The sequence below is a fragment of the Thalassospira lohafexi genome (assembly GCF_002844275.1).
Classification (GTDB): domain Bacteria; phylum Pseudomonadota; class Alphaproteobacteria; order Rhodospirillales; family Thalassospiraceae; genus Thalassospira; species Thalassospira lohafexi.
Window position 1 is genome coordinate 520,088 of record NZ_NXGX01000003.1, and the last position, 24,574, is coordinate 544,661.

Annotated in this window: 22 protein-coding genes; 8 read left to right on the forward strand and 14 right to left on the reverse strand. The window is 55.0% G+C overall.

Annotated features, from left to right (window positions below; genetic code table 11):
* Positions 1-209: 209 nt before the first annotated feature.
* From COO92_RS09415 to COO92_RS09475, 13 genes are all read right to left on the reverse strand, one after another.
* Complete coding sequence (locus COO92_RS09415; RefSeq protein WP_022732798.1) at positions 210-1,103, reverse strand: SDR family oxidoreductase; 894 nt, start codon at positions 1,101-1,103, stop codon at positions 210-212.
* Positions 1,104-1,126: 23 nt separating this feature from the next.
* Positions 1,127-1,933: an enoyl-CoA hydratase gene (locus tag COO92_RS09420; protein ID WP_101301600.1), complete on the reverse strand. Its 807-nt coding sequence runs from the start codon at positions 1,931-1,933 to the stop codon at positions 1,127-1,129.
* A gap of 53 nt (positions 1,934-1,986) precedes the next feature.
* A complete protein-coding gene (locus tag COO92_RS09425; RefSeq protein ID WP_022732796.1) occupies positions 1,987-2,517 on the reverse strand; it encodes an acyl-CoA thioesterase in 531 nt (176 codons plus the stop codon).
* Positions 2,518-2,572: 55 nt separating this feature from the next.
* Positions 2,573-4,357: an acyl-CoA dehydrogenase C-terminal domain-containing protein gene (locus COO92_RS09430; RefSeq protein ID WP_101301602.1), complete on the reverse strand. Its 1,785-nt coding sequence runs from the start codon at positions 4,355-4,357 to the stop codon at positions 2,573-2,575.
* A 17-nt stretch (positions 4,358-4,374) separates the two neighbouring features.
* On the reverse strand, positions 4,375-6,711 hold the full coding sequence (locus tag COO92_RS09435) for a 3-hydroxyacyl-CoA dehydrogenase/enoyl-CoA hydratase family protein (protein ID WP_101301604.1): 2,337 nt from the start codon (positions 6,709-6,711) through the stop codon (positions 4,375-4,377).
* Positions 6,711-7,847, reverse strand: coding sequence for a thiolase family protein (locus COO92_RS09440; protein ID WP_101301605.1), 1,137 nt, complete (start codon positions 7,845-7,847; stop codon positions 6,711-6,713). Before COO92_RS09440 ends, COO92_RS09435 begins: the two co-directional genes overlap by 1 nt.
* 42 nt (positions 7,848-7,889) lie before the next feature.
* A complete protein-coding gene (locus COO92_RS09445) occupies positions 7,890-8,294 on the reverse strand; it encodes a MerR family transcriptional regulator (RefSeq protein WP_101301784.1) in 405 nt (134 codons plus the stop codon).
* Between the two features lie 105 nt (positions 8,295-8,399).
* Positions 8,400-10,091 carry a long-chain-fatty-acid--CoA ligase gene (locus tag COO92_RS09450; RefSeq protein WP_101301606.1) on the reverse strand — a complete coding sequence of 564 codons (1,692 nt, stop codon included), beginning with the start codon at positions 10,089-10,091 and terminating at the stop codon, positions 8,400-8,402.
* A 96-nt stretch (positions 10,092-10,187) separates the two neighbouring features.
* Entirely contained in the window at positions 10,188-11,498 is a 1,311-nt protein-coding gene (locus COO92_RS09455; protein ID WP_101301607.1) for an OmpP1/FadL family transporter, read from the reverse strand.
* A 56-nt stretch (positions 11,499-11,554) separates the two neighbouring features.
* Positions 11,555-12,220 (reverse strand): DUF6134 family protein, encoded by a 666-nt coding sequence (locus COO92_RS09460; RefSeq protein WP_101301609.1) that lies wholly within the window; start codon positions 12,218-12,220, stop codon positions 11,555-11,557.
* Positions 12,221-12,241: 21 nt separating this feature from the next.
* On the reverse strand, positions 12,242-12,538 hold the full coding sequence (locus COO92_RS09465; RefSeq protein WP_022732788.1) for an SCP2 sterol-binding domain-containing protein: 297 nt from the start codon (positions 12,536-12,538) through the stop codon (positions 12,242-12,244).
* 231 nt (positions 12,539-12,769) lie between these two features.
* Positions 12,770-13,375, reverse strand: a complete 606-nt coding sequence (locus tag COO92_RS09470) for an RT0821/Lpp0805 family surface protein (RefSeq protein ID WP_101301611.1) — start codon at positions 13,373-13,375, stop codon at positions 12,770-12,772.
* The gene (locus COO92_RS09475) at positions 13,372-13,605 is read right to left on the reverse strand and encodes a membrane protein (RefSeq protein WP_022732786.1); all 234 of its coding nucleotides are present in this window, start codon (positions 13,603-13,605) and stop codon (positions 13,372-13,374) included. The genes COO92_RS09470 and COO92_RS09475 overlap by 4 nt, the downstream gene beginning before the upstream one ends.
* A 403-nt stretch (positions 13,606-14,008) precedes the next feature.
* Here COO92_RS09475 and COO92_RS09480 point away from each other — a divergent pair, with 403 nt between their 5' ends.
* From COO92_RS09480 to COO92_RS09515, 8 genes are all read left to right on the forward strand, one after another.
* Complete coding sequence (locus COO92_RS09480; RefSeq protein WP_101301612.1) at positions 14,009-14,638, forward strand: LysE family translocator; 630 nt, start codon at positions 14,009-14,011, stop codon at positions 14,636-14,638.
* A gap of 455 nt (positions 14,639-15,093) precedes the next feature.
* Complete coding sequence (locus COO92_RS09485; RefSeq protein WP_022732784.1) at positions 15,094-16,320, forward strand: CynX/NimT family MFS transporter; 1,227 nt, start codon at positions 15,094-15,096, stop codon at positions 16,318-16,320.
* Between the two features lie 170 nt (positions 16,321-16,490).
* Positions 16,491-16,658: a hemin uptake protein HemP gene (gene hemP / locus COO92_RS09490; RefSeq protein ID WP_101301613.1), complete on the forward strand. Its 168-nt coding sequence runs from the start codon at positions 16,491-16,493 to the stop codon at positions 16,656-16,658.
* 120 nt (positions 16,659-16,778) lie between these two features.
* Complete coding sequence (locus tag COO92_RS09495) at positions 16,779-18,845, forward strand: TonB-dependent hemoglobin/transferrin/lactoferrin family receptor (protein WP_101301615.1); 2,067 nt, start codon at positions 16,779-16,781, stop codon at positions 18,843-18,845.
* A gap of 63 nt (positions 18,846-18,908) precedes the next feature.
* Entirely contained in the window at positions 18,909-19,982 is a 1,074-nt protein-coding gene (locus tag COO92_RS09500) for a hemin-degrading factor (RefSeq protein ID WP_101301616.1), read from the forward strand.
* A 3-nt stretch (positions 19,983-19,985) separates the two neighbouring features.
* Positions 19,986-20,843 (forward strand): heme/hemin ABC transporter substrate-binding protein, encoded by an 858-nt coding sequence (locus COO92_RS09505; RefSeq protein ID WP_101301617.1) that lies wholly within the window; start codon positions 19,986-19,988, stop codon positions 20,841-20,843.
* 32 nt (positions 20,844-20,875) lie between these two features.
* Positions 20,876-21,925: a FecCD family ABC transporter permease gene (locus tag COO92_RS09510; protein ID WP_101301786.1), complete on the forward strand. Its 1,050-nt coding sequence runs from the start codon at positions 20,876-20,878 to the stop codon at positions 21,923-21,925.
* A complete protein-coding gene (locus COO92_RS09515) occupies positions 21,922-22,779 on the forward strand; it encodes a heme ABC transporter ATP-binding protein (RefSeq protein WP_101301619.1) in 858 nt (285 codons plus the stop codon). The genes COO92_RS09510 and COO92_RS09515 overlap by 4 nt, the downstream gene beginning before the upstream one ends.
* Here the strand turns inward: COO92_RS09515 and COO92_RS09520 are convergent.
* Entirely contained in the window at positions 22,761-24,467 is a 1,707-nt protein-coding gene (locus COO92_RS09520; RefSeq protein ID WP_165792311.1) for a methyl-accepting chemotaxis protein, read from the reverse strand. The two genes, COO92_RS09515 and COO92_RS09520, sit on opposite strands and share 19 nt — an antisense overlap.
* Positions 24,468-24,574: the final 107 nt, after the last annotated feature.

The following is a 24,574-nucleotide window of genomic DNA, read 5'->3' on the forward strand; positions in this document are numbered from 1 at the left end:
ATGCAAAGCCTGAAGGATTGGCACCGCCACATATGTTGGCGGTGCTTTTTTGTGTAAGCAGGTCCTGACTCTGGGTAAATTTCCAAAAAAAGAACCCGCCACAAAGGGCGGGTTGAGTTCAGCGGGCGAGAAACCTGATAAAACCACCTAGGTCAAATCAGGCCCCTGCAAGACGCCAAAGCACACACTACTTCGGCGCCAAACGGTGTTCAGGCGGCTTTGTGAAAGCGGCCAAGTTTTTCCAGAAGTTTTGCAACCTGCGGGTCGTTCTTGCCGTTGCGGTCAAGCTCAAGGAAGAAGTCCGGATAGGGCGATTTGCCCGGTGTCAGGTTGTACTGTTCAAAATCAGTGATGCCGATGGCCTCAAGGACGGCTTCGTCGGTAAAGAACCCGCCAGTAACCTCGCGCGATGGCGCGGTTAGGATGGCGTGCGCGGCGTCGGCAATAATTTCAGGTTTGCGCGCACGGCCCTGTTCCAGTCCGGGGATCATGTTCAAGGCGGCCGTTTCAATCACGGTGACCGGCCACAATGAATTCACCGCAACGCCTTCGTCGGCAAACTCGGCGGCCAGACCCAGTGTCACCAGGCTCATGCCGTATTTCGAAATGGTATAGGCTGTGTGATTGGCAAACCATTGCGGTGACAGGTTGGGCGGCGGGGACATGGTCAGGATATGGGGATTGTCTGACTTTAACAGATGCGGCAGGCAGGCCTGCGCACAGGCAAAGCTTGCCCGTGTATTGACCTGATGCATCAAATCAAACCGTTTCATCGGTGTTTGCAGGGTCGGGGTCAGATTGATCGCACTGGCATTGTTGATCAGGATATCAATGCCGCCGAATGTCTCGACTGTTTTGGCAACCGCCGCAGCAATCTGGTCTTCTTCACGAATGTCGGTTTTAAGCGCCAGACCCTTGCCACCGGCGGCGTCGATTTCGGCGACGGTGCTATGGATGGTGCCGGGCAGTTTCGGGTGGGGTTCATCGGTTTTGGCAATCACGGCGATGTTGGCGCCGTCACGTGCCGCGCGCAGGGCAATTTCCTTGCCAATGCCGCGTGACGCGCCGGTGATGAACAGTGTTTTGCCTGCAAGATTTGCCATGGATGTTTTTCCCTGAATTCTTTTTATGATTTACCAAACTGGGGGCTGCGTTTTTCGACAAAGGCGGTGACACCTTCGCGGAAATCGGCACTGACCGCACAGTCGGCAAATGATGTGGCCTCAGCAGCGAGTTGGGTGGAAAGATCGTTTTCCGGGGCGGCGTTCAACAGCGCCTTGGTCCGGGCAATCGCATCGCGGGGGCCATTGGCCAGACGGGTGGCATATTTCGCGGTGGCCGATGGCAATTGCGCAGCTGGAACCACCCGGTTGATCAAGCCGTAATCAAGGGCCTCCTCCGCACCAAACCGATCCCCCAAAAGGGCAATTTCCTTGGCCTTCTTCATGCCGACCAACCGGGTCAGCGAATGGGTCGCGCCCCCGTCGGGGGATGTGCCGATATGGATATAGGCGAGGGTGAAAACCGTATCCTCGGCGGCAACCGCAAGGTCACAGGCATTCATCAGACTGATACCAAATCCGGCAACAGCCCCTTCAAGCTTTGCCACCACAGGACGGGGCAGGGCATGAATGCGGGCAATAATGTCGTGCACGCCGCCAATCATGGTTTCGATCAGCGGGCGGGCTTCATTGGTGGGGGTTTGGGCCATCTGATAAAAGAATTTCACATCGCCACCGGCCATAAAGGTCCCGCCCGATCCTTCGATGATGATCGCACCGATATTGGTGATGTCAGCTTCGATCTGATCAAGGGCGTCGGACAGTCCGGCGACCATGGCCTGATCAAGCGCGTTCATCCGCTCAGACCGGTTGAGCGTGATGGTGGCGATTTCATCGGTTATCGACAGCAAAACGGCGTCATTCGATGCCATGTGACTTCCTCCCGCGGGCTTTTGCCCGGTTTTCTTTCTGTGTTACCTGTGCATCAGGCCGCAAGGCGTGCTTCAATCGCACTTTCCATATCCGGCCAGCCCGAAAGCCAGTCGGGCATCAGTGGCGATGTTTCATCCGCACCAACAAGACGGCAAATTTCTTCGGGCCGGATGATGCCTTCGGGGCCAACAAACACCGCCTTTACAACACCAAGGGCAAGGGTTTTTCCGTTCGCAACAAAGCGTTGTTCAAGATAAAAACCCTTGTCATCCCAATAAAGTGCGTGGGTTTCCACAGCAAACTTCTGAAACGGTTTGATGGCGCGTTTAAACCGCATGGTGGAGCCCGATACCACCGGCTGCCATTTGCGTTTAAACATCTGTTTGGCGATGCCATTGCGCAAAATAAGCTCGGTCCGGCCAAGGTCCATCAGCGCAAAATACCGCGAATTGGTCATATGCACGTTGATGTCGAGATCAAAAGGCCACGCCCGGAAATGCAAAACAGATGGATCCAGCGGATCAAGACGGGACCGCACCAGCGACAGGATCAATACCCGGATCAGTCGGAAAATAAGGTTCACGACATGCCTCCGGGCATGGATGCCCTGTTATCCTCAATGCGGTCCGATGCCATGATCAGAAAAGCTCCTCATCAAGTGCCATCATGTTGCGCGACCCCGACATCATCTGGCTAAACAGCGCCCCTGATTGCGGCAAAACCCGTTCCATATAGAATTTCGCCGTGATCAGCTTGGCCTTATAGAACCCGTCCGGGTCATCATCGCGTTTGGCCAGTGCGATTTCAGCCATGCGAGCCCACATAAAGCCAACCGCGACCAAGCCAAACAGACGCAGGAATTCAGATGCGGCGGCCCCGGCTTCATCGGGGTTTTTCATGCCGCGCTGGGCCAGTTCACCCGTGATCTGTTGCAGGCGCATGAACGCCTTGGCCAGCGGCTGAACGTAATCGCCCAGTTCCCCGTTCGATACGTTGGCTTCGATATATTCCTGTACCGGGTGGAAGAACCGGCGCAGGTAACGGCCTGCCTTGGCCGGCATTTTACGCCCGACAAGATCAAGGGCCTGAATGCCGTTTGTGCCTTCGTAAATCTGGGCAATGCGGGCATCACGGACATATTGTTCCATGCCCCATTCGCGGATATAGCCATGCCCGCCAAAGACCTGCACGCCCAGATTGGCGTTATCAAAACCCCAATCGGTAAACAGGGCTTTGACAATCGGGGTCATCAGCTGAACAAATTCGTCTGCCTCTTCGCGTTTGACCGGGTCATCGTGATGTTTGGCGGTATCAAGGGCGCGTGCGACCCACATGCCCATCGCCCGACAGCCTTCATTGGTGGCCTTGGCTGTTAGCAACATGCGGCGCACATCGGGATGCACAATGATTGAATCAGCCGCCTTGTCAGGCGATTTCGCCCCCGTGAGCGCACGGCCCTGAAGACGGTCCTTGGCATAGGCGCGCGCGCCCTGATAGGCCGCCTCGCCAAGACCAAGCCCCTGAATACCGACCGACAGGCGTTCCTGGTTCATCATGGTGAACATCGCGGGCATGCCCTGATGGGGTTCGCCCACCAGATAGCCAACTGCACCGTCAAAGTTCATCACACAAGTCGATGATGCCTTGATGCCCATCTTGTGTTCAATCGAACCACATTTGACCGCGTTGCGATCGCCCAGTGATCCATCATTCCCGACCATGAATTTCGGCACCAGAAACAGCGAAATACCTTTGGTGCCCTTGGGCGCATCGGGCAGTTTTGCCAGTACCAGATGGATGATGTTTTCGGTCAGGTCATGCTCGCCTGCCGAGATGAAAATCTTGGTCCCGGTGATTGCATAAGACCCGTCATCAAGCGGTTCGGCCTTGGATTTGATAATACCAAGATCGGTCCCGCAATGCGGTTCGGTCAGGCACATGGTGCCCGCCCACGTACCTTCGACCATTTTGGGCAGGAATTTATCCTTCAATGCGTCTGATGCGTGGCTGTGCAGGGCGGCATAGGCGCCAAAGGACAGGCCGGGATACATGCCAAAGGACAGGTTGCTCGAACATATGATTTCTTCGACCAGCGCATTGATCGATTTTGGCGCACCTTGCCCGCCATAGGTCGGGTCACAGGCAATGCCGGTCCAGCCACCTTCGGCAAAGGTTTTATAGGCTTCCTTGAAACCTTTGGGGGTCGTAACGACCCCGTCATCCCAGTGACAGCCTTCCTCATCGCCCGACCGGTTGATCGGATAGAGGACTTCTTCACAGACCTTGGCGGCTTCTTGGAGAACCGCATCGACAACGTCGGGGGTGAAATCCTCGCAACCGGGCATCTGATTGATGTCGTTATAATCAAACAGCTCGGTCAGGACGAAGCGCATGTCGCGTAAGGGTGCTTTATATTCTGCCATTTTCCGTCTCCTCGTCCTTAATTCCGCAACGGCTTGCCGGTCAGCAACATATGCTCGACCCGGGCCATGGTGCCTTCATTGCGGACCAGCCGCATGAAACCTTCGCGTTCCATTTCAAGCATGTCGTCTTCGGACAGTTCTTCGGTGACGTCGGTATCGCCGCCCGAAAGGACCTTTGCCAGTTCCCCGGCCACGACACGGTCGTAATCGGTGGCCTTGCCAAGACGGTGGAAACCATCGACCGCCATTTCAAACGCCACACGGGCACTTTCACCGGGCAGGCGATAGGTGAACTCCTCGGGCGCTTCGTAGTCCTCGACCATCGAAAGGGCACGTTGCTTGGCATCGGCCAGCAACCGGTTGCGGTTCATGGTGATGCCGTCTGATTCGCGGAAAAACAGGTTTTCCTTGGCTTCCATCGCCGATTTGGCAACGGTCGCGACCGAGATGATTTCAAACGCCTTGGCACTTGGGGCCATCGGGCCTTTGACGAATTTCGGATTTTCCGTCCAGCGACGGATCATTTCCTTACATCCGCCCCATGCCGGGATCAGGCCGACACCGGGTTCAACCAACCCGATATAGGTTTCGCCGTGCGCCTGAACCGCATCACAATGAAGCAGAACCTCACAGCCACCACCAAGGGCAAGACCACTTGGCGCGCCAACAACCGGGAAGGGTGAATATTTAAGCGCCTTGTAGGTTTCCTGACCGGTTTCAACCAGATTCTCAATCTCTGGCCATGCGGCGATATTGGCGGCAAACAATGCCAGACCAAGGTTCGCCCCGGCGGAGAAATTGCTGCCTTCGTTATAGATCACCATCGCCTTGAACTGCTTTTTGACAGTCCGGATCGATGTTTTGATCGCACCAAGCACGTCGGCATCAAGCGCGTTCATTTTGGTATGGAATTCAAGACAGGCAACCCCATCGCCAATATCCCAAAGCGATGCGGCGCGGTTTCCGGCAACCGGTTCGGATTTGCGTTTGATGTCTTCAAGCAGGATGACCCCATCCGGGCGGGTGACAGCGGTATATTCCCCGTCAAAGCCAAGATAGAAAAGCTGTCCGTCTTCGACCTTATAGAACGATTTGCCCGCCGCCTTTTTAAGCAATGGCGGGACGTCAACGCCGTCTTCCTCAAGCATCGAAATCAGCACATCAACGCCAATGGCATCAATCAGCTCAAACGGGCCGGTTTTCCATGCATAGCCAAGCTTCATCGCATCATCGACATCGACAATCGAATTGGCCGCGACCTCGGCAATAAAGGCGGCATAGGCAAGGGTCTTGCCCATGACAGCGCGACCATATTGACCGCCCTTGTCGGTTGCTTCCATCATTTTACGCGGGTCTTTGCCCGCCGCACGCACGCTTGAAACACGGGCCTTTTCGGATGTGGAAAATTTACCGGTTTGCAGATCAACCGATTCTTTGACTTTCCCGCCACCATCGCGGTTCAGGCGGTAAAAGCCGCCCTTGCCCTTACGCCCGGTATAGCCATCGGCAATCAGGGTGCTGACCAGTTCACTTTCGCGGTAAATGGCGTGGAACGGATCGGATTTATCAAGCGCACCCGCCATGCTGGATTGCACATGGGGCATCAAATCAAGACCCACCAGATCCATCAGGCCAAACACCCCGGTTTTGGGAATGCCAAATGGGCGGCCAATGACGCTGTCGGCTTCTTCGACGGTCAACTTACGGTCCATCGCCTCGACCATGGCGGCCTGAATCCAGTAGACGCCAAGACGGTTGGCAATAAAGCCGGGCTCATCGTGGCAGGTCACACAGGTCTTGCCCAGTTTGCGATCGGCAAAATCGGCAACCATGTCGATCACGCCATCACGGGTCGCATCCGATCCCACCAGTTCCAGCAAACGCATATAGCGCGGCGGGTTAAAGAAGTGGGTGATGATGAAGTCCTGCGCGAACGTCTTATCCATCCCGTCAATCAGGGTGGCCAGCGGAATGGTCGAAGTATTTGACGAAATCACCGATCCCTTGGCACGGACGGCATCGATTTTACGATACAGGTCCTGCTTGATATCAAGGCGTTCAATGACGGCCTCGATGATCCAGTCACATTTGGCAATTTTATCAAGGTCATCGTCGATATTGCCGCATGTGATCAGTTTGGCGACCCGTTTGGACATGAACGGGGCCGGATCGGTTTTTAGCATTTTGGCAACCGCACCCTCGGCCACCGCATTGCGGTTTTTGGCCCCGTCGGGAACGATATCAAGCAACAGGACCGGGGTCCCGGAATTGGCGATATGGGCGGCAATCGACGCCCCCATAACACCGGCGCCGATCACGGCAACCTGTTTGATGTCTGATGTTACGTTGGGCATTACATCGCCTCCAGAATGGTCGCGATCCCCTGACCCCCGCCAATGCATTGCGATGCAAGGGCGTATTTGCCGCCATCACGTTTCAGGATGGCTGCGGCCTTACCGACAATACGCGCACCCGTGGCACCCAGCGGATGACCAAGGGCCAGCGCACCACCGTCGATATTGACCTTTGCCCCATCCAGACCAAGGTCGGAAATGCTGGCCATGGCTTGGGACGAGAACGCCTCGTTTAGTTCGGTGACATCAATGTCGGATGCGGAAAGGCCGGCACGCGACAGGGCCTTTTTCGAGGCACCCACCGGGCCAATGCCCATGATTTCAGGCAGGCACCCATCAACTGCAACCGATTTGATCCGCGCAAGCGGGGTCAGGCCGTGTTTTTTTGCATAGTCTTCCGAGCAGACCAGAACCGCCGATGCCCCGTCGGTCAGCGGCGAAGACGTGCCCGCCGTCACAACACCATCAGCCTTGAATGCCGGTTTCAGGTCGGCAAGGCTTTGCGCGGTGGTTTCAGCGCGGATACAGCCATCTTCGGAAACAACGCCGTCCTTGGTCTGGATCGGGATGATTTCATCGGTGAATTTGCCAGCCACCTGTGCGGATGCCGCCCGTTTGTGGCTTTCAACCGCGAAGGCTTCCTGATCGGCGCGCGACAGGCTGTATTTCGCCGCAACATTTTCAGCCGTATCGCCCATGCCCATATAGGCCTCGGGCATTTCCTTATACAAATCCGGGTTGGGCAACGGGTTAAAGCCCATCATCGGCACACGCGTCATGCTTTCGACACCGGCACAGATAAAGACATCCCCGGCACCCATCGCGATGGCACCCGCCGCCTGATGGATCGACTGCATCGATGACCCACAGAACCGGTTGACGGTAACCCCCGCGACCGAGCGCGGCAGGTCGGCCAAAAAGGTCACCAGACGGGCAACGTTAAAGCCCTGTTCGCCCTCGGGAAAGGCACAGCCAAGGATCAGGTCTTCGATGTCTTTGGGATCGATCCCGGTCTTTTCGACCAGACCTTTGACAACCTGTGCCGCAAGGTCGTCAGGACGGACCTTGGCAAGAGCCCCTTTGCGGGCGGGGGTAAAGGGTGAGCGGACATATCCGGCAATTACGGCGTTGGTCATGGCGATGTCTTCCTTCCTGAGCTGTCCTCTGTCCGGGTATCATTACGAAACCGGTTCGAGTCCTTTTTCTTCAAGCGCATCAATCGATTGTTGTTCGATGTCGCGCAGTTCATCCAATGTGACGTCCAGGGCCTGGCGTTGTTCTTCCAGATCCGAAATCCGTTCCCGAACCCGGCCAAGCAGCATTCTGATCTGCTCTGACTGGGTGGGATCCGCGCCATAGAGATCAAGATAATCAGCGATCTCGCGCAGGCTGAACCCCAGTCGCTTGCCGCGCAGAATGATCAGCATCTTGGCGCGATCCTGCCGGGTATAAACCCGTGTGGTGCCTGCACGTTGCGGATTTACGAGACCCTTTTGTTCGTAAAACCGAATGGTGCGTGGCGTGATGCCAAGATCAGCGGCCAGTTCCGGCACGGTGTAAAACCGGTCGTCTAATTTCGTCATGTTCTCGCCCCCCATGGTATCTATTTTTCACTTAACGTCAATTAGTTTACGTTAACGTCACATTGATTTTTTCTCTATGTGTGATGTGACGTTAACGCATTGAATTTATTGATGTGTTCCCTCACGTTTTAGGCGTTCTTCCTCAACCAGCTCTTTTTTCGACAATTTGCCGACCATGGTTTTGGGAAGTTCTTCACGGATTTCAATCTCGCGCGGCATTTCGATTCGCGAAATTTTATCATCAAGGAATGCTCGCAAATCTTCGGCGGTGACATCTGTTACGCCATCCTTCAGACGGACAAACGCCTTTGGTGCCTGCCCGCGATAGGGATCGGGCACGCCAATGCAGGTGACCTCGGCGATCTGTTCATGCAGATAAAGGGCTTCTTCAATTGCGCGGGGATAGACGTTGTATCCACTACACAGAATGACGTCCTTCAACCGATCAACAAGGAAGGTATATCCATCCTCATCCTGATAGCCGACGTCGCCTGTGCGGAGCCATCCGTCGACAAAGGTTTCCTCGGTGGCCGCCGCATTTTGCCAGTATCCCGGCATGACGTTTGGACCCCGAACGCACACCTCGCCCTTTTCACCCAGTGGCACGGGTTGATCGGAATTTTCTAGCGAGCGGATTTTGATCTCTGCACCGGGCATTGGCAGGCCGATGGATCCTTCCTTGTTTTTGCCCTTGACCGGGTTGCAGGTGCAAACCGGGCTGGCTTCGGTCAGGCCATATCCTTCAACGACTTTCGATCCAGTGATTTCTTCAAACCGGTGTTTGACTTCAACAGGAAGCGGCGCCCCGCCGGAAATACAGCACCGGATGTGCGACAAGTCATGCTTTGGCGTTTCGTCCGAATTGTTGATCGCCGTATAGATGGTCGGTACACCGGGAAAGATCGTCGCCTTTTTCTTATCAAGTGCCTTAAGCAACGCATCGAGTTCAAAGCGCGGCTGCAACACGAGTTCCGCACCCAGATTGACCGATGTATTAAGCGCCACGGTCATGGCAAAAACATGGAAGAACGGCAGGACGCACAAGGTGACTTCATGCCCCGGATTGGCGTCGGGCATCCAGCGGGTCAGCTGATCAACATTGGCACTGAGGTTCGCATGGGTCAGCATGGCCCCCTTGGGGCGACCAGTGGTGCCGCCGGTATATTGCAATACCGCCAGATCATCGACGGCGACATCAACCGCACCCTCCATCGGCTTGCAGCCAATGACACGGTCATAGGGGATGTGACGCAGGTCGGTCGGGACGTCGGCCAGTTCGCTGCGCTTGAACAGTGAAAACAGCACGCTTTTGATCGGGGGCAGGATGTCGCTCATTTCGCAAACGACAATCCGTTTCAGACAGGTCTGATCCAGACAGGCCGCGACCTTGGGATAAATCTGTTTAAGGTTCAACGTCACCATCAGGCGACAGCCGGAATCCTCAATCTGATAGGCAATGCCGCGTTTGGCATATAACGGATTGAAATTGACGACCACGCCGCCGCATTTCAGGATGGCGTAGTAACACACCACATAATACGGCGTATTGGGCAGGCACAAACCAACCTTGTCGCCTTTGCGGATGCCAAGCTGCTTGAAACCCTCGGCGGCGCGGTCAATCTGATCCTTGATGGTTTTGTAATCGTAAATCCGACCCAGAAAATCAAGACAGGGACGGTTGGGAAAACGTGCTGCGGCCCGGTCGAAAATCTCATGAACCGGGCAGGTGTAAACCGGCGAGCTTACGTCAACGCCATTGATCAGGGTCGGGGATTCTTGAACGTTCATCTGGTTCATTCGCGTTAACTCCATTACGTTAACGTCACTTTGCGGGCAAAAAAAAGCAACCCGGACGGGACGGCATCGCCGCCCCGTACCGAACAGTATAGCAGATCAGAACTTGAAGTTCGCCTGCAGGGCGATGATGTCGACGTTGGCTTCGTAGTCCGCAGCAAAGTTGCCAAGGGTGGTCGACGTATGATCGACACGTGCCGTTTGCGCGAAAATGTGCGTGTACCCAAGGTTCACATCAACCCAATCGGCCACCTTGTAGGTGGTGCCCAATGAAACCCAATAGCGATCGGAGTCCGGCAAGCGAACATTTCGGTTACGTGTCTTGATTGGGGTTTCGTCATAGGCAATACCGCCGGTGAATGCCCAATTTTCATCGTACTGATAACGTGCACCAAGTGCGCCGAACCATGAGCTTCCCCAGCTGTAATCTTCTGTGGTGCTGCTGCTTGATGCGAGTGATGAGTTGATTAAGCCATCATACTGAAACACCAAAGAGTCGACCGAGTTCCAGTTGGTCCATTGGACATCTCCCATAACCGTCCATTGATCAGTTATGTCATGGGAAAGACCAAACGCAATGGCTTCCGGGGTCGTGATTTTTGCTGTCGTGTTACGATCAGTGTAAGGCGTTACAAGCCCTTTGGCGGCACTATCGAACTTGATCGTGCCTTCCAGTTTATGCTCGATCTCCGAGTTGTAGGACAAACCGATGTTAGTGCTGTCGGTGAGTTCCCAGTTTAAACCGGCTGTCCAGCCGTAGCCGATATCGTCACCGTTAAGTGTCGAGTTGCCCTCGGCTTTTGCGCCACCCAATGCCGGGACTGCCTTTTTAAGCGTCGCTTCGAAGCGTTGGACTTGCGGACCTGCACCGATGGACAGGCCATTGTCAAATCGATAGGCAACAACCGGTTTGATGTTGACGGTTTTGATTTTCGACGTTGTTCCATAAAAACGTCCAGCAAAATCAGAATCGTTGTCTGTCACAAGTCCCCACGGCGAGGTAACTGAAACGCCCAAGTTAAGTTGGTCATTCAGTTTCCAGACGGCATGTGCATACGGTACGACAGCATCCTCCGCCATATCCTTATAGCCACCACCCGTTTGGGCAATGGAGGTAAGCGCGCCATCCGTTGCGACAATATTCTTTGCTTTTGCAACAGGTACGATGAGTGTCGCACCTGCGCTGTAAGACGTTTCATCGTATTGACCGACAGTGCCGGGGTTGTAGGCCATTGTTGACGCATCAATGGAAAGCGTTGTCATACCCGCAAAACTCGAACCCTGCAGCGTGCCACTTGTTTCGCGCACTTGAAAACCAGATGCCTGTGCGGTGCTGGCGGTGGCAAGCGCACATAGAAGTGCGGTACCCGATGCCGCCCCCCAGAGGCAGCCTTTCTTGAACTTGGACATAAAGTTTCTCCCTTAATCGTAAAACGCTTTAATTTCTGTGACCAAAGCGCCCGCTGTCATTCTTGAAGGGCTATCGCATCGACCCGAACAAAATCGATGTCGTAACCCTTTCTTTTAAAACTGGTTTTAAGAAGATATCCGTCGCTGCCATACCAAAGGTCGCGTTCGACATCGCCGGACATTTCGTAATGGGTCGCCGGTGTTTCCCGGTTTTCGATCCTCAGTTTTTCGTCGCCGACCTTGTTGATTTGCACCGCATAAGGTTCGGCGTTGATGACGCTATAGAGATGCGATTTGGCGGTGACGTCTTCAAGCCACAAGGTCAGTGGCCAGGCGCCGTCACAGGCATTGCGCTTCCCGACACCTTTTCCGGCAACATCATAGCAATCTGCCTGATAGTCCGCCTGATAGGTGTAGTGTGTGCCGTCATCATTGGTGGTGGTTTTGACCGATACCAGTTGATTGCCGTGCCATTGCTCGGTCCGCTGGTGGTCATAGTGGAATTGAAGAAACAGCACCCGGACATCGGTCAGGGTTTCAACCTCAACCGTGCGGCCATTTGCCGTTTGGGTGATGTCGACTTTCTCATAGCCAATCGGTTCCCCGTCCTTAAGAACGCGGAAATTCAGGATGTCACCAGCATAAGCCGATGACGCCATAAGAAGGGCGACAGATCCTGCCGCCAAAGCCGATACGGTGCGTTTTAAGACGCGGTTCCGCATGGTGTTCCCCCGTAGAACAGATCAGTCCAGCATGGACGATAATTTCGCCGCAACTCCCATGGATCCCTTGATCTTGAGCTTGCCCATGGTGAAGGCCAGCATCGGATCGAGTTTTCCGTTGATCAGTTTTTCGAGGTTGGCTTTTTTGATTTTCAGAATGCAATCCGCATCCGACAGGTCATCATCGGTGATTTCCGGCTCGTCACCGGTGGCATCGACCACAATCTGACCGTCATCGCCGCAATCAAATGCGACAACAGCATTCAGGCCGCGCAACTGCGGCAGTTTCTGTTTTACGGTTTCGAGGATGTCATCCACGAACGCCTCCCTCTTAAAGACGATGTTTTTTTATGATTGTGGCTCAACTGTAACGGAATGTGACGTTAACGTAAAACAAATTACGATAGAGGGAGGAATATAACGAATAGAGCTTTGAAATTTAACAATTTTAAGATGAAAAACATCTGCTTCGGAATGCAAAAAAGCCCGGCGTTGCCGGGCTTTTGAAACATAAATAGCCGTTATGTAATCTGATCAGGGGGCGCGTGATTACGAGACAATCTGCCACGATCCGTCAGGCTGCATACAGGCCGTGCCATAGCTTTCCTGTCGTTTTCCGCTGATGACGGTGGTCGCGGTATACTCGCGGCAATAACGGCCTTCGCTGGTTTCCCAGCTGCGTTGCGGGACCATCTGATATGGTTGGCCCGACTCCGGATTGCGCCAATGGACTGATTGCCCGTCTGGAACCTGCTTCAGGGCATAACCGGTACAGGCACTGTCGGCCTGATCAAGGTTCTGACCAAGGGCATACCCACCCAATAGGCCAAGAATGGCGCCGCCAATCATTGCGGCATCCCGGCCATCACCCTTACCAATAGTTGATCCAAGTGCGGTGCCCGCACCCCCGCCAACAATCGCGCCAATCACATCGCGGTTACAGCGCAGGAAATTGCCGTCCGGAACAAACAAATCCCCCCGGCTCGTGCGATAATCACGGTCATAGTGCCGCTTATGGCCATGCTTTGAGGCATGCTTGTCACGGTACCCATGTGCGGGGGCCCATGGCGGCGGATCGGCTTTCGCCGTTGAGGGGATGGCGACCGGCGTTGAAAGACTTATCGCGGCTGCCATCAGGATGATCTTCTTGATCATTTTCGGGCCTCTTCGTTTTCATGCATGATGTAACCGACACCTGTGCCGACCGCCCCGCCAATCACCGTGCCGCAGGTAACACACCCGCCGGTAAGAACGGTTCCGACCGCACCGACACCCGCACCAATTGCCGCACCGCTTAGCATTTTCTGATTACGGTCATTCAGGCCGCTACAACCCGAAAGGCCCAGCGCACCTGCAAGGACGACGATCATGGCTGCCTGTCGCATTTTCGATACCCTTCCCGTTTGTTTTAACCCGTGTCATTGCGACAGGCTGAACCAGAATTGGGAACAGGGTTGGGCGCCTTTGCGCGGAAAATCGGGCAGATAAGGCGATCCAAAGGCAAAATACATTAAGTGTTTGAATTGGCGATTGTTTTAGGGAAAAGCCGATGAGGCCAGATGCATGAAACGTCAAATGTGCCGCGTAAAAAGGGCGTTTTGCTTGTCAAAGCAACACTTTGAACCCTGTTTTGCAGTCGATGACAGGGGGAGATGCTTGTGCATGATCCGGCGCTTCATTTCCGTTGAAACGGTTCAGCCAAAAAGATAGCTTTGCGGTCAATTAAAGCTGGCAGAACGTCGCGATACATTGCGGGACAAAGTGCCCGCACCATTCAAAGGAAACGTCATGAGCTTTGCGGCGTGGTTGTCGGTTGCAACCATCTGTGTTCTGGGGGCAATGACACCGGGGCCGAGCCTTGCGGTTGTGTTGCGCTATTCGGTTGGTCAATCGCGACAGGCCGGTTTTGCCTGTGCGCTGGCCCATGGGGTGGGCATCGGGTTTTATGCCGTCATCACCATGACCGGCCTTGGTATCCTGTTTCAAACCGTGCCAGTGTTTCATAATGCGGTCAGCATTCTCGGCGCGCTATATCTGATCTGGCTTGCCATCAAGGCATGGCGTGCAGCCGGGTCGGGGGAAAAGTTCAATGTCGAAGGAGCCGGGCAACTGTCCGGGTCGTTGACGCAGGCCGCACGCGACGGGTTCATGATCGCGTTTCTCAATCCCAAGATCGCGTTGTTTTTCCTGGCATTGTTCAGCCAGTTTGTCTCGCCGGAATTTGAATGGGGCGGCAAGTTTTTGCTGGCATTCACCGCTGCGGCGATTGATGCGGGCTGGTATTGTCTGGTGGCGATCGGGCTTTCGCATGGGGCGGTTTTACCGTGGTTGCGTGACCATGCCGCATGGATTGAACGCATCATCGCGGTTTTGTTTGTTGTCGTTGCCCTGCGTGTTTTGTGGGGTGTGGTTTTATAAGCTCCATGCATGATGCTCGGACCGTGATGCAGGGCCTTGAGACAGGCTGATATCACGCTGTTTCTGTTGCTGTCCCCGGTGCGGTGATGCTTGAATTTCCAAAAAGTTCTTGATTTGTTCTTTTGTTTGTGACATAAGGGACAAATCAACAGGACAAAACCGCCTGCACCGCACCCCGCAAGACATCATGTTTTGCGGGTTTTTTGCGTTTGGCCGCATCTCAGGGAGACAGACGATGCAAGGAATTTCGGGTCACAGAAAGCTCACGTCGGCACAATCGATCAGATTTAACGCACAGCGCATTCGGATCAGACCACAGGGTCAAGACCATTGCCAACACCATAGCCAAGACCGTTTCCAGAACCTGTTGCATTCAATCTGTGCAAGCCAGTATGGTCATGCGCGCCACCCCTCGACCTTACCCGGATCATCCCAGATCCAGACGGAGCCCCCCGATGACTGACAAAACTGCCCCCACGGATGAACCGCAAAATAATGCCGGGCGCGGGTTTCATCGCCTTGGTGCCCATATCGGGTTTCTGATCGCGATCCTGCTTCTGGCAGCCAATATGCGCGGCAGCATTGTCGGTCTTGGCCCGCTGGCCGAGATTATCGGAACCGATCTTGCGCTTTCGGGAACCCAGCTTGGTCTTCTAACGACCTTGCCGGTATTGAGTTTCGGGGTTTTGTCGATCTTTGCCCCCCGGCTGGGGCAAAAATTCGGGCTTGAGGCGACTTTGCTGGCGATGCTGTTTTTCATTGCCGTCGGGCAGGGGCTGCGCGCCAGTGGTGCCTATGACATCATGGTGGTTGGCACGATCATTTTGGGGGCGGCGATTGCCGTTTTGAATGTTCTGACCCCATCGTTGGTGCGCCGAAGCTTTCCGACCCGTGTGGCACTGGTGACAGCACTTTACACTTTCACCATGTCGACCGGGGCGACAGTTGCGGCGTTTATTTCCATTCCGATCCGCAACGCGGCCGATGGGGATTGGCGCTGGTCACTTGGTATCTGGGCGGTGTTTGCAGCGATTGCCTTTATCTGCTGGCTGCCGATGTTGCGTTATCGCCATAAGGCGGTTGCGCCGGCATCTCTGGTCAAAATATCGCTGTGGAAAAATGTCGAAGCCTGGTGGCTGGCACTGTTTTTCGGGTGTCAGTCCTTGATGTTTTACACCGGCACGGCGTGGGTGGCCAAGGTCTTCATCGACAGCGGCATTTCCGAGGCCGAAGCCGCAACGCTTTTGACCCTTTTTAACGTGTTTGGCATTCCGGCCGCCTTTGCCGCCCCGCTGATCTATTCGAAGTTCCGCAATAAAAAACTGGCGATGTTGTGCTTGCACATTCCCTTGATCATTGCGGTGCCAGGCTTTGTCTTTGCCACGACTGAATTGCCGTATCTTTGGGCGGTCTGTCTTGGTCTTGGTCAGGGCAGCATGATCAGTATTGCCCTGACGCTGGTTGGGATGCGCGGGGCGGATCCGCAAACCTCGGCCCGTCTTTCCGGCATGGCCCAGTCGGTCGGCTATTTGTTTGCGGCCATTGGTCCGGTTTTGTTCGGGGCGTTGCATGATCTTTTGGGCGATTGGCAGGTTGCCCTTTACTTCCTGTTTGTTGTGGTTGCGATCCAGATATGTGCCGCCATGCGTGCCGGGTCGCCCGAGAAAATCGGCGGAGAATAAAACCGCGCACTGCGTGACCAGAGATAAAACACCCCGGCATGAAGTGATCCATGCCGGGGTGTTTTGGTGTGTGTGACAATCATCACAAGGTGTTCTTGACTTGCATTCGCAACAAGAATATAGAATGCAAATCATTATCAATTACATTAGAAATAGATAAGGAGTTTGCGATGCCCCACATCGCAGCCAGACCGTCAAAAAATGACAAATCCGGCGCGGTCAAATACATGCAAATCACCGAGTTGATGGGGGATGATCGGGAAATCATCATTATTCATCAGGGGGATGAATATCACCTGCGCCTGACATCGAATAACAAACTGATCCTTACGAAATAACAGCGTCCGACGACGCGATCCTTTTCAACATAACACCTTCCGCCAGCCAGCGCGCCAGTGCCCTGCACAAGCCAGCCAGCCAGCCAAAAATGGTCCAAAGCTGCCTTACAGGGGAACATCATGGTTCGAAGCACTTCTGCGCGCCTGCTTATGGCGTCAGTATCCATTCTTGCGCTTTGCGTTTCAGCGCACGCTCAGGACGCCACCGACGAAACACCAAAAACAACCGTCGATCAGACATCCGATGACGCGGCGCAATCCGTGCCGGAACGGACAATTGTGCTGGATGCGATTTCGGTCACGGCCAGCAAAACAGGCACATCGGTGATTGATGCCCCGGCATCGATTTCGATTGTCGATCAGGAAGAACTCCAACGCCGTCAGCCAGATAATCTTGGCGATATCCTGCGCGGGATGCCCGGTGTCGAGGTTTCTGGTGGTCCGCGCAGCACAGTTCAGATGCCGATCATTCGCGGCCTGACAGACAACCGGGTTGTCATCCGGGTCGATGGGGCGCGGGCAAACCTGAATGTCGGGCACAAAGGCGGTCTGTTTATTGATCCTGAGGTCGTAAAGCAGGTTGAGGTGTATCGCGGCCCGGCATCGACCATGCAGGGGACGGGGGCACTTGGCGGTGTGTTGGCTTTAACAACAGTCGATGCCAATGACATGCTTGAACCCGGTCAAAATATCGGTGCACGCGTCAAAGCTGGTTATACCTCTGTGGATCACGGGATGACATGGAACGGCATGGCGTATGGTCGCCCGACCGACAATTCCGACATTCTTGTCAGTGTGACGCGCAAGAACACCGATGATTTCGAGGCCGGTAACGGTGAAGAGCAAGCCTATACCGACGATGATTACATCAATGGGTTGTTCAAGGCCGGGCTTGATATCAATGATGTCAGTCGCCTGACCCTGTCGCTTCAAAGATATAGCGATGATCATGAATTACCCTCTGCACCCGATGGCACCAGCACTTCCAATCTGACGGACCGTGAAAGTACCCAGACCACGGCTGTTGTTGGGTATGAATACGATGACAGTGCCAATGACTGGGTCGATGCAGAAGTCCGGCTGTATGGCATGGACAACGACATCCATGAAGTCCGCATCAGTGATGGTCGCGACGACCGGCGCGAACTTCAGACAGTTGGTCTGGAAGGCAGCAACACCGTCCGTTTTGACCTTGGCAGCGGGGAGCTTTTCACAACGATCGGTGGCGAGGTTTTCCGCGACAGTCAGGAAGGGCGCCGGGATGGGGAGCCAACACCGGGTTGGTACCCGGATGCGGAAATGCTGATTTCCGGTGTTTATATCGACAACACCTATGCGGTGACCGAGCGCCTCGAACTCGGCGCAGGGGTCCGGTTCGATTCCTTTGATCTTTCGGCAGACGGACAGGAAGATCGCACCGATCAGGCCGTTTCCCCACGCTTCTCGGCCAGCTATCGGGTGACAAGCTGGATGCAGCCTTATGTCAGCTATGCCGAGGCCTTCAATGCCCCGACGCTCAATCAGCTTTATAATGACGGGCTCCATTTCTCGATGGGGCCGGGCAATAACAACTTCTTTGTCCCGAACCCAAACCTTGATGCCGAAACCGCGAAAACCTGGGAATTTGGGACAAACTTCAAGGCTGATGACCTGATCGTTGGCGGCGATGCCGTGCGGGCAAAGGTTTCGTACTTCCGCAACAAGGTCGAAGATTACATCGAACAGTCGACCGACATTGCCGGGGGCACGACAAGCAGCAGCAACTTGCCAGAAGCCGAAATCAAGGGCTTTGAGGCCGAGTTGACCTATGACACCGGTGTTGTTTTTGCGGGTCTTGCCGCAGCCCGTATTCGCGGCGAAAACGCGCGAACCGGTGAATATCTGTCCAATATTTCTGGCGATAAGGTTTCAGTTTCCGGTGGATACCGCTTTGTTGACGAGGGTGTCGAAGTTGGCGGTCGTGCCAACATGGTTGACGCACAAAACCGTGTTCCCGACGACGAAGATGAGCGCGATGGCTATGCGACGTTTGATCTGTTTGCCAACTGGCATGCGGATGATGTTGTTAACGGCCTGACCGTCAATTTTGGTGTCGATAACATCCTCGATCAGAAATATCGCACCAGTGCCGCGACCCTGTATGAGCCCGGCCGCAACGTCAAAATTTCCGCAAGCATGAAATTCTAATCACCGCCGATCAGACGATGCCGCCTCTGCATCGTCTGATCTTTAAGGAGGGTCTTAAACGCCATGACACAAAACAATTTTAAAACAGCCGATGAAGCCTGGTCTGCGTTCTCTGCGGGCGCGGCAAAAGGCTATGCGGTGGACATTGCCGCCGAACTTGGTTTGACCGAGGGCGAACTGGTTGCCGCAGGCATTGGACAAAACGTAACGCGTCTTGATGCGGACTGGGGCGATCTGATTTCCCGGCTGGAAGAGCTGGGCGAGGTCAAGATCCTGACCCGCAACGTCAATGTCGTGCATGAAAAAACCGGCACGTTCGGCGCGGTCAGCATCAACGGTGAAATGGGCCTTGTTCTGAACGGGGATATTGACCTGCGCCTGTTTCTGGGGCGTTGGGGGCATGGGTTTGCGGTTGAAACCCATAATCCGCGTGCGGGACGTCGGCGCAGTTTCCAGTTCTTTGATCACGATGGCACGGCCATCCACAAAGTCTTTTTGACCGGTCATTCCAATGAAGCGGCCTACGACACCCTGATTGCCGATTTTAAGGCCGAAAATCAGATGCCGGGTATTGAGACCTTACCACCCTTGCCCGAACAGGTGACCCGCAAGGATGGGGATGTTGATGTCGAAAACCTGCGTGCCCATTGGCGCAGCATGACCGATGTCCATCAGTTCCACGGATTGTTGAAAGATTTCAATGTTGACCGCCATCAGGGCATGCGACTGGTGGGCGAAGAATTCGCCGAACGGCTGAGCAATGACGCGCTTAAAACCCTTTTGGAAACGGCGGCAAAAAGCGATCTGTCGATCATGGTGTTTGTTGGCAACAGTGGCGCCATTCAAATCCATACCGGGCCGATCAATACCATTCGTGAAATGGGCGACTGGATCAATATCATGGATCCGAGCTTTACCCTGCATCTGCGGATGGATTTGATTGCAGAAGCCTGGATCGTGCGCAAACCGATCCGCGAAGGCACGGTGACAACGATTGAGCTGTATGACGCAGAGCTAAACAATTTCGTGATTTTCTGTGGTGAGCGCAAACCCAAGGACCCGGAAAATCCCGATTGGCAAAAACTGGCCGAAAGCCTGCCGCGCTATTCATCAGCAGCGGCCAAAGTGGCGGAGTAACTCATGCGCGCGATTTTTGGATTTACGCTGGCCGTCATCGGGTTGATTGGCTTGTGCCTGCCGGCATTTTCGGCTGAGCAGCCCCAACGCGTGATCACGGTGGGCGCACCTGCGACCGAGATTGTCTTTGCCCTTGGGGCCGGGGACAGCGTGATTGCGACCGATACCACAAGTACGCGGCCAGACCCAGTGCCAAGTTTGCCCAAGGTCGGCTATATGCGCCAACTGGCAGCGGAGGGCATCATCAGTCTGAAACCCGATGTGATTGTGGCGGTGGAAAAGTCCGGTCCCGATCCGGTGTTACAGGAACTGACCGATCTTGGCATCAAGATCGTCAAACTGCCATCGCTTGATCGGATGGAAAACCTGCCCAATGCGATTGCCATGGTGGCAGAAGCCCTGGGGCGTCAGGATGAAGCGGCCCTTTTAACCAAACAGGTGAACGACGATATTGCCAGTCTGGCCAGCCTTGCCACCAACGATCACCCAAGCATCGTTTTCTTGATGGCAGTCGGTCATGGCAAGCCACTTTCAGCCGGGAAAAACACAACCGCAGCTGAAATCATCGATTTGATTGGCGGGCGCAATACCATGGCCGCGTTTGACGGTTTTAAACCGGTGTCATCGGAAATCATTGCCGCAGATACATCGGATTATGTTTTGGTCGCCCAATCAACAATCGATCAGTTGGGCGGAATTGACGGATTGAAAAACCATGCGGTTCTCGGCCTGAACAAGGCCGTGGAAAAGGGTCATGTCCTGACTGTGTCGTCGTCGACGATTTTGGGTTTTGGTCCGTCATCGGCATCGGAAATCCGGGCTTTGGCGACGTCCCTGCATCAGGCTGAACAGGCACAGTGAGCGGCGTGAAGAAGATGGTGGCATCGCCTTGGATGCACATACCAATCAATCGGTCGGTCATGGTTCTGATGTTTCTGGCAGTGGGGCTGCTGGTGGTGACGGTGATCTCGCTGGGGACGGGTGGTGCCCCGATTGATCTGGGCGATGTCATCCATCACATCCTGCACCGCATGGGTTTGATGGGAACGGGGATTGAGGCATTTGATGCCCGTGTCCTTGATCATTTGCGGCTGCCCCGGATTCTGCGCGCGATTATCATTGGGGCGGGACTTGGCCTTGCTGGGGCGGTGATGCAAAGCCTGTTTCGCAATCCAATTGCCGATCCCGGCATCATCGGGGTGTCGGCCAGTGCCGCCTTTGGCGCGGTGGCGATGATTGTTGCCGGTCATATCATTCTGGGCAGCTATTACCCGGTTGTGGGGCCATATGGTGTGCCGGTGGCCGCATTCGCCGGGGCTGTTTTAGCAACCGGGGTGATCCGGGTTTTATCGCGTCAGGACGGGCATACCGATGCGGCGATCATGTTGCTGATCGGGGTGGCGATCAATGCCATTGCCTTTGCCGGGGTGGGTGTTTTCACCTATATGGCCGACGATGCCCAGTTGCGCAGCCTGACATTCTGGCAAATGGGGGCATTATCGGGCAATGGACCGGCGGACGGACCGGCCTTGCTGATCATCGCCGTTGGTGCGGGATATCTTGTCAGTCTTGGGACGTCGCTGAACCTGTTTTTACTGGGCGAAGCCGAAGCCCGCCATCTTGGGATCGAGGTTGAACGTCTGAAACGCCGGGCGACCGTGGTGACCGCGCTGGTCGTCGGGGCGGCGGTGGCGGTATCGGGCATTATCGGCTTTGTCGGGCTGGTCGCCCCCCATCTGGTGCGCTTGGTCACCGGGCCGGACAACCGTTATGTCCTGCCCGCATCGGCGATTTGCGGGGCGGCGATCCTGACCGGGGCGGATGCGGTCGCCCGGATCATTGTTTTGCCGGCCGAATTGCCGATTGGGCTTGTCACCGGGATTGTTGGCGGGCCGTTTTTCCTGGGCCTTTTGATGCGTGAAAAGAAAAGGCGGCGGATATGAGCCTGACGGCGCACAACATCAGTTTTCTGGCCCGTGGGCGGTATTTGTTGCGCGATATTTCCGTGTCATTGGTTGCGGGGGAAGTTTTGGCGGTTTTGGGGCCAAATGGGGCGGGGAAATCGACCTTGTTAAAGGTTCTTGCCGGTGAACACGGCGTTGCCCACGGGACCGTCACCCAGAACGGTCGCGATGTGTCAAAGCAGCCCGCACTGACACTGGCGCAGGAACGTGCGGTGATGCCACAAGCAACGTCAATGACATTTCCCTTTGCCGTGCGCGATGTTGTGGCCCTTGGCCGGTCGCCGTTTCGCAAGATATCAACGCGCAAGCATGATCAGACACTGGTCGAACGGGCGATTGCCCTTGCCGATATCGGGCATCTGGCAGATCGCGCCTATCCGGCGTTGTCGGGCGGGGAAAAACAACGCGTCCACCTTGCCCGCGCCCTTGTGCAAGTGTGGGGCATGGATGATAGCAACCTGTCAGAAACGGCACCGACCAACGATAAAATCCTTGCGCCAAAGAGCGATCAGGCAAGGTTTATGTTGCTTGATGAGCCGACATCGGGACTTGATGTTGCCCATCAGCATGCGCTGCTTTCGGTCGCGCGGCGCGAAGCCCGCCAGAACGGGGTGGGGGTTTTAATGATCCTGCATGATTTTAATCAGGTCACGGCCTATGCCGACCGGGTTGCTGTTTTGCAGGGTGGGGAAATGGTTGCGCAAGGGGCGGTGGGCGATGTTATGACGCCTGACTTGCTTTCGACTGTTTTTAAAAGCCCCATCCGGGCGATCCCCGATCCAGATGGTCCAGAGGGTGCGGCTGTGCTGGTCAGTCAGGCGGCGTCGGGGTGAATGTCGCGGGCTTCTTCGGCCAGTTGCTTTAAGGCGGCCAAAACATCCTGCGTTGCATTTTCCATCTGGGCAAAGGCCGTTTCGGCGGCGTCCTGATCGCGATTGGCAAAGGCATGAAGGGCCGCGTGACCCGCGGTATGCTGGGCTTCGTGCGGGGCACGGACGGCCGCAAATCCGGGCAGTTTGCGGAACGGATCGGCTGCCGGGCTGTCGTACCATTTGCCAAACCGGCAGGTATCAGACGTCCCCATCTCGACCTTGTCCGCATCGGTGAGGCCAGCCAGAACTTCGGCGACGGTTTTGAAATAGACCGCATGTTCGGCGCGTGCACTTCGGATCGTGCGGTTGGGGATGTCATATTGCACCAGTTCGGAAACCTGCTGATCAATCAGGCCTTCGACCTCGCCAACGGTTTCAATGGCCGACCGGATCGCACTGACCTGCCCGCCGGTTTGATTGGCAATGCCGGTGATGCCATCGCGCACCGCATCGGTTGCGATGTTTTGTTCGCCCAGAATATTGGAAATATCGGCGATGCGCTGGGTGGTGTCTTCCATCTTGGTGCCGATTTCACCCATTTCACGGGCAACTTCCCCCATGACATCCTGCCCACGTGATACCGCATCGGTGCCAAGGTTCATGGCATCGACAATGCCGTCTGTTTCGCCCTGAAGATTGGCAATGCGTTCGCGGATGCTTTCGGTGGCACGTGCGGTTTGCTGGCTTAGGGCTTTGACCTCGTTGGCAACCACGGCAAAGCCCTTACCGGCTTCGCCTGCGCGGGCGGCCTCGATGGTGGCGTTAAGTGCCAGAAGATTGGTTTCCGATGCGATGGCTTCGATCTGTTCAACGATTTCGCCGATTTTTTGCGACGCCTCGGCCAGAACATCAACCCGTTTGGAGGCATCGCTGACCGCATGGGCGATTTCGTCCATGCTTGAAACGGCTTCGCGCACGGTTTCCTGACCGGTGCGGGTAACGGTAATGGCATCCTGTGCATTTTGGGCCGCCACCTTGCCATTTTCGGCAATGTTGCTGATGCCTGAAACCATCTGATCGACGGCAGCCGAGATTGATTGTGCCCGGCGGTCAACGTCCTCGATGACATTCATCATTCGGGCATTGGAAATAGCACTTTCATTAATCGCGACCGATAAATCCATGGTGCGATCAAGTTGCTGATCGGCAAAGGCATTTTCCGACGTGGTGTGGTGTTTGCCTGCACTGGCATCGCAATAGGCCGTCAGGGTCAGTTCGATATCAAGCAACATCACCGATGTCAGGGACGTGACAATCCGGGCCGCATCCCCCGACCGCCAGCGGAATTTCAGGATGATTGTTTCAATCAGCGCATCGGTAACGGCGTTATAAGCGGCAATGTAAAGCTTTGGGGTAATGCCGTATTCTTCGTGGCGTTGACCAATTTCAATCGATTGTCGGACGAACGCGTCGTCGAGTTTGCCATCAAACAGGTTTTGCCAGTGGGTTTGCAGGCTGTTGGTGAGGTCTTTACGGACCGCATCATCAATAACCGCCTGATGTGGGGAGGGGTTTTGCGAAATGATTTCGTAGAACTGTGCTGCCCGTTTTGCTGACCCACCCTGAACATCACGGGATGCCTTGTGCAAAATCTCAAAGGTTGCGGGCAAAACATTGTAACGTTCAAGACGATCCTCGAGCAGCGACACAACCTGAACTCCCTTTTCCCCATGACAACCTGGCAGTTCTGCCAAGCTTCTTACCTGTCAGCCTTTTGATGGCTTGTTTAGGGTCTGAACCCAATATGTAAGCACAG

Coding starts and splice junctions, on each gene's coding strand:
- COO92_RS09415 (WP_022732798.1), bottom strand. CDS start 1,103: ATGGCAAATCTTGCAGGCAAAACACTGTTCATCACCGGCGCGTCACGC.
- COO92_RS09420 (WP_101301600.1), bottom strand. CDS start 1,933: ATGGCATCGAATGACGCCGTTTTGCTGTCGATAACCGATGAAATCGCC.
- COO92_RS09430 (WP_101301602.1), bottom strand. CDS start 4,357: ATGGCAGAATATAAAGCACCCTTACGCGACATGCGCTTCGTCCTGACC.
- COO92_RS09435 (WP_101301604.1), bottom strand. CDS start 6,711: ATGCCCAACGTAACATCAGACATCAAACAGGTTGCCGTGATCGGCGCC.
- COO92_RS09440 (WP_101301605.1), bottom strand. CDS start 7,847: ATGACCAACGCCGTAATTGCCGGATATGTCCGCTCACCCTTTACCCCC.
- COO92_RS09445 (WP_101301784.1), bottom strand. CDS start 8,294: ATGACGAAATTAGACGACCGGTTTTACACCGTGCCGGAACTGGCCGCT.
- COO92_RS09450 (WP_101301606.1), bottom strand. CDS start 10,091: ATGAACCAGATGAACGTTCAAGAATCCCCGACCCTGATCAATGGCGTT.
- COO92_RS09455 (WP_101301607.1), bottom strand. CDS start 11,498: ATGTCCAAGTTCAAGAAAGGCTGCCTCTGGGGGGCGGCATCGGGTACC.
- COO92_RS09460 (WP_101301609.1), bottom strand. CDS start 12,220: ATGCGGAACCGCGTCTTAAAACGCACCGTATCGGCTTTGGCGGCAGGA.
- COO92_RS09470 (WP_101301611.1), bottom strand. CDS start 13,375: ATGATCAAGAAGATCATCCTGATGGCAGCCGCGATAAGTCTTTCAACG.
- COO92_RS09475 (WP_022732786.1), bottom strand. CDS start 13,605: ATGCGACAGGCAGCCATGATCGTCGTCCTTGCAGGTGCGCTGGGCCTT.
- COO92_RS09480 (WP_101301612.1), top strand. CDS start 14,009: ATGAGCTTTGCGGCGTGGTTGTCGGTTGCAACCATCTGTGTTCTGGGG.
- COO92_RS09485 (WP_022732784.1), top strand. CDS start 15,094: ATGACTGACAAAACTGCCCCCACGGATGAACCGCAAAATAATGCCGGG.
- hemP (WP_101301613.1), top strand. CDS start 16,491: ATGCCCCACATCGCAGCCAGACCGTCAAAAAATGACAAATCCGGCGCG.
- COO92_RS09495 (WP_101301615.1), top strand. CDS start 16,779: ATGGTTCGAAGCACTTCTGCGCGCCTGCTTATGGCGTCAGTATCCATT.
- COO92_RS09500 (WP_101301616.1), top strand. CDS start 18,909: ATGACACAAAACAATTTTAAAACAGCCGATGAAGCCTGGTCTGCGTTC.
- COO92_RS09505 (WP_101301617.1), top strand. CDS start 19,986: ATGCGCGCGATTTTTGGATTTACGCTGGCCGTCATCGGGTTGATTGGC.
- COO92_RS09510 (WP_101301786.1), top strand. CDS start 20,876: ATGCACATACCAATCAATCGGTCGGTCATGGTTCTGATGTTTCTGGCA.
- COO92_RS09515 (WP_101301619.1), top strand. CDS start 21,922: ATGAGCCTGACGGCGCACAACATCAGTTTTCTGGCCCGTGGGCGGTAT.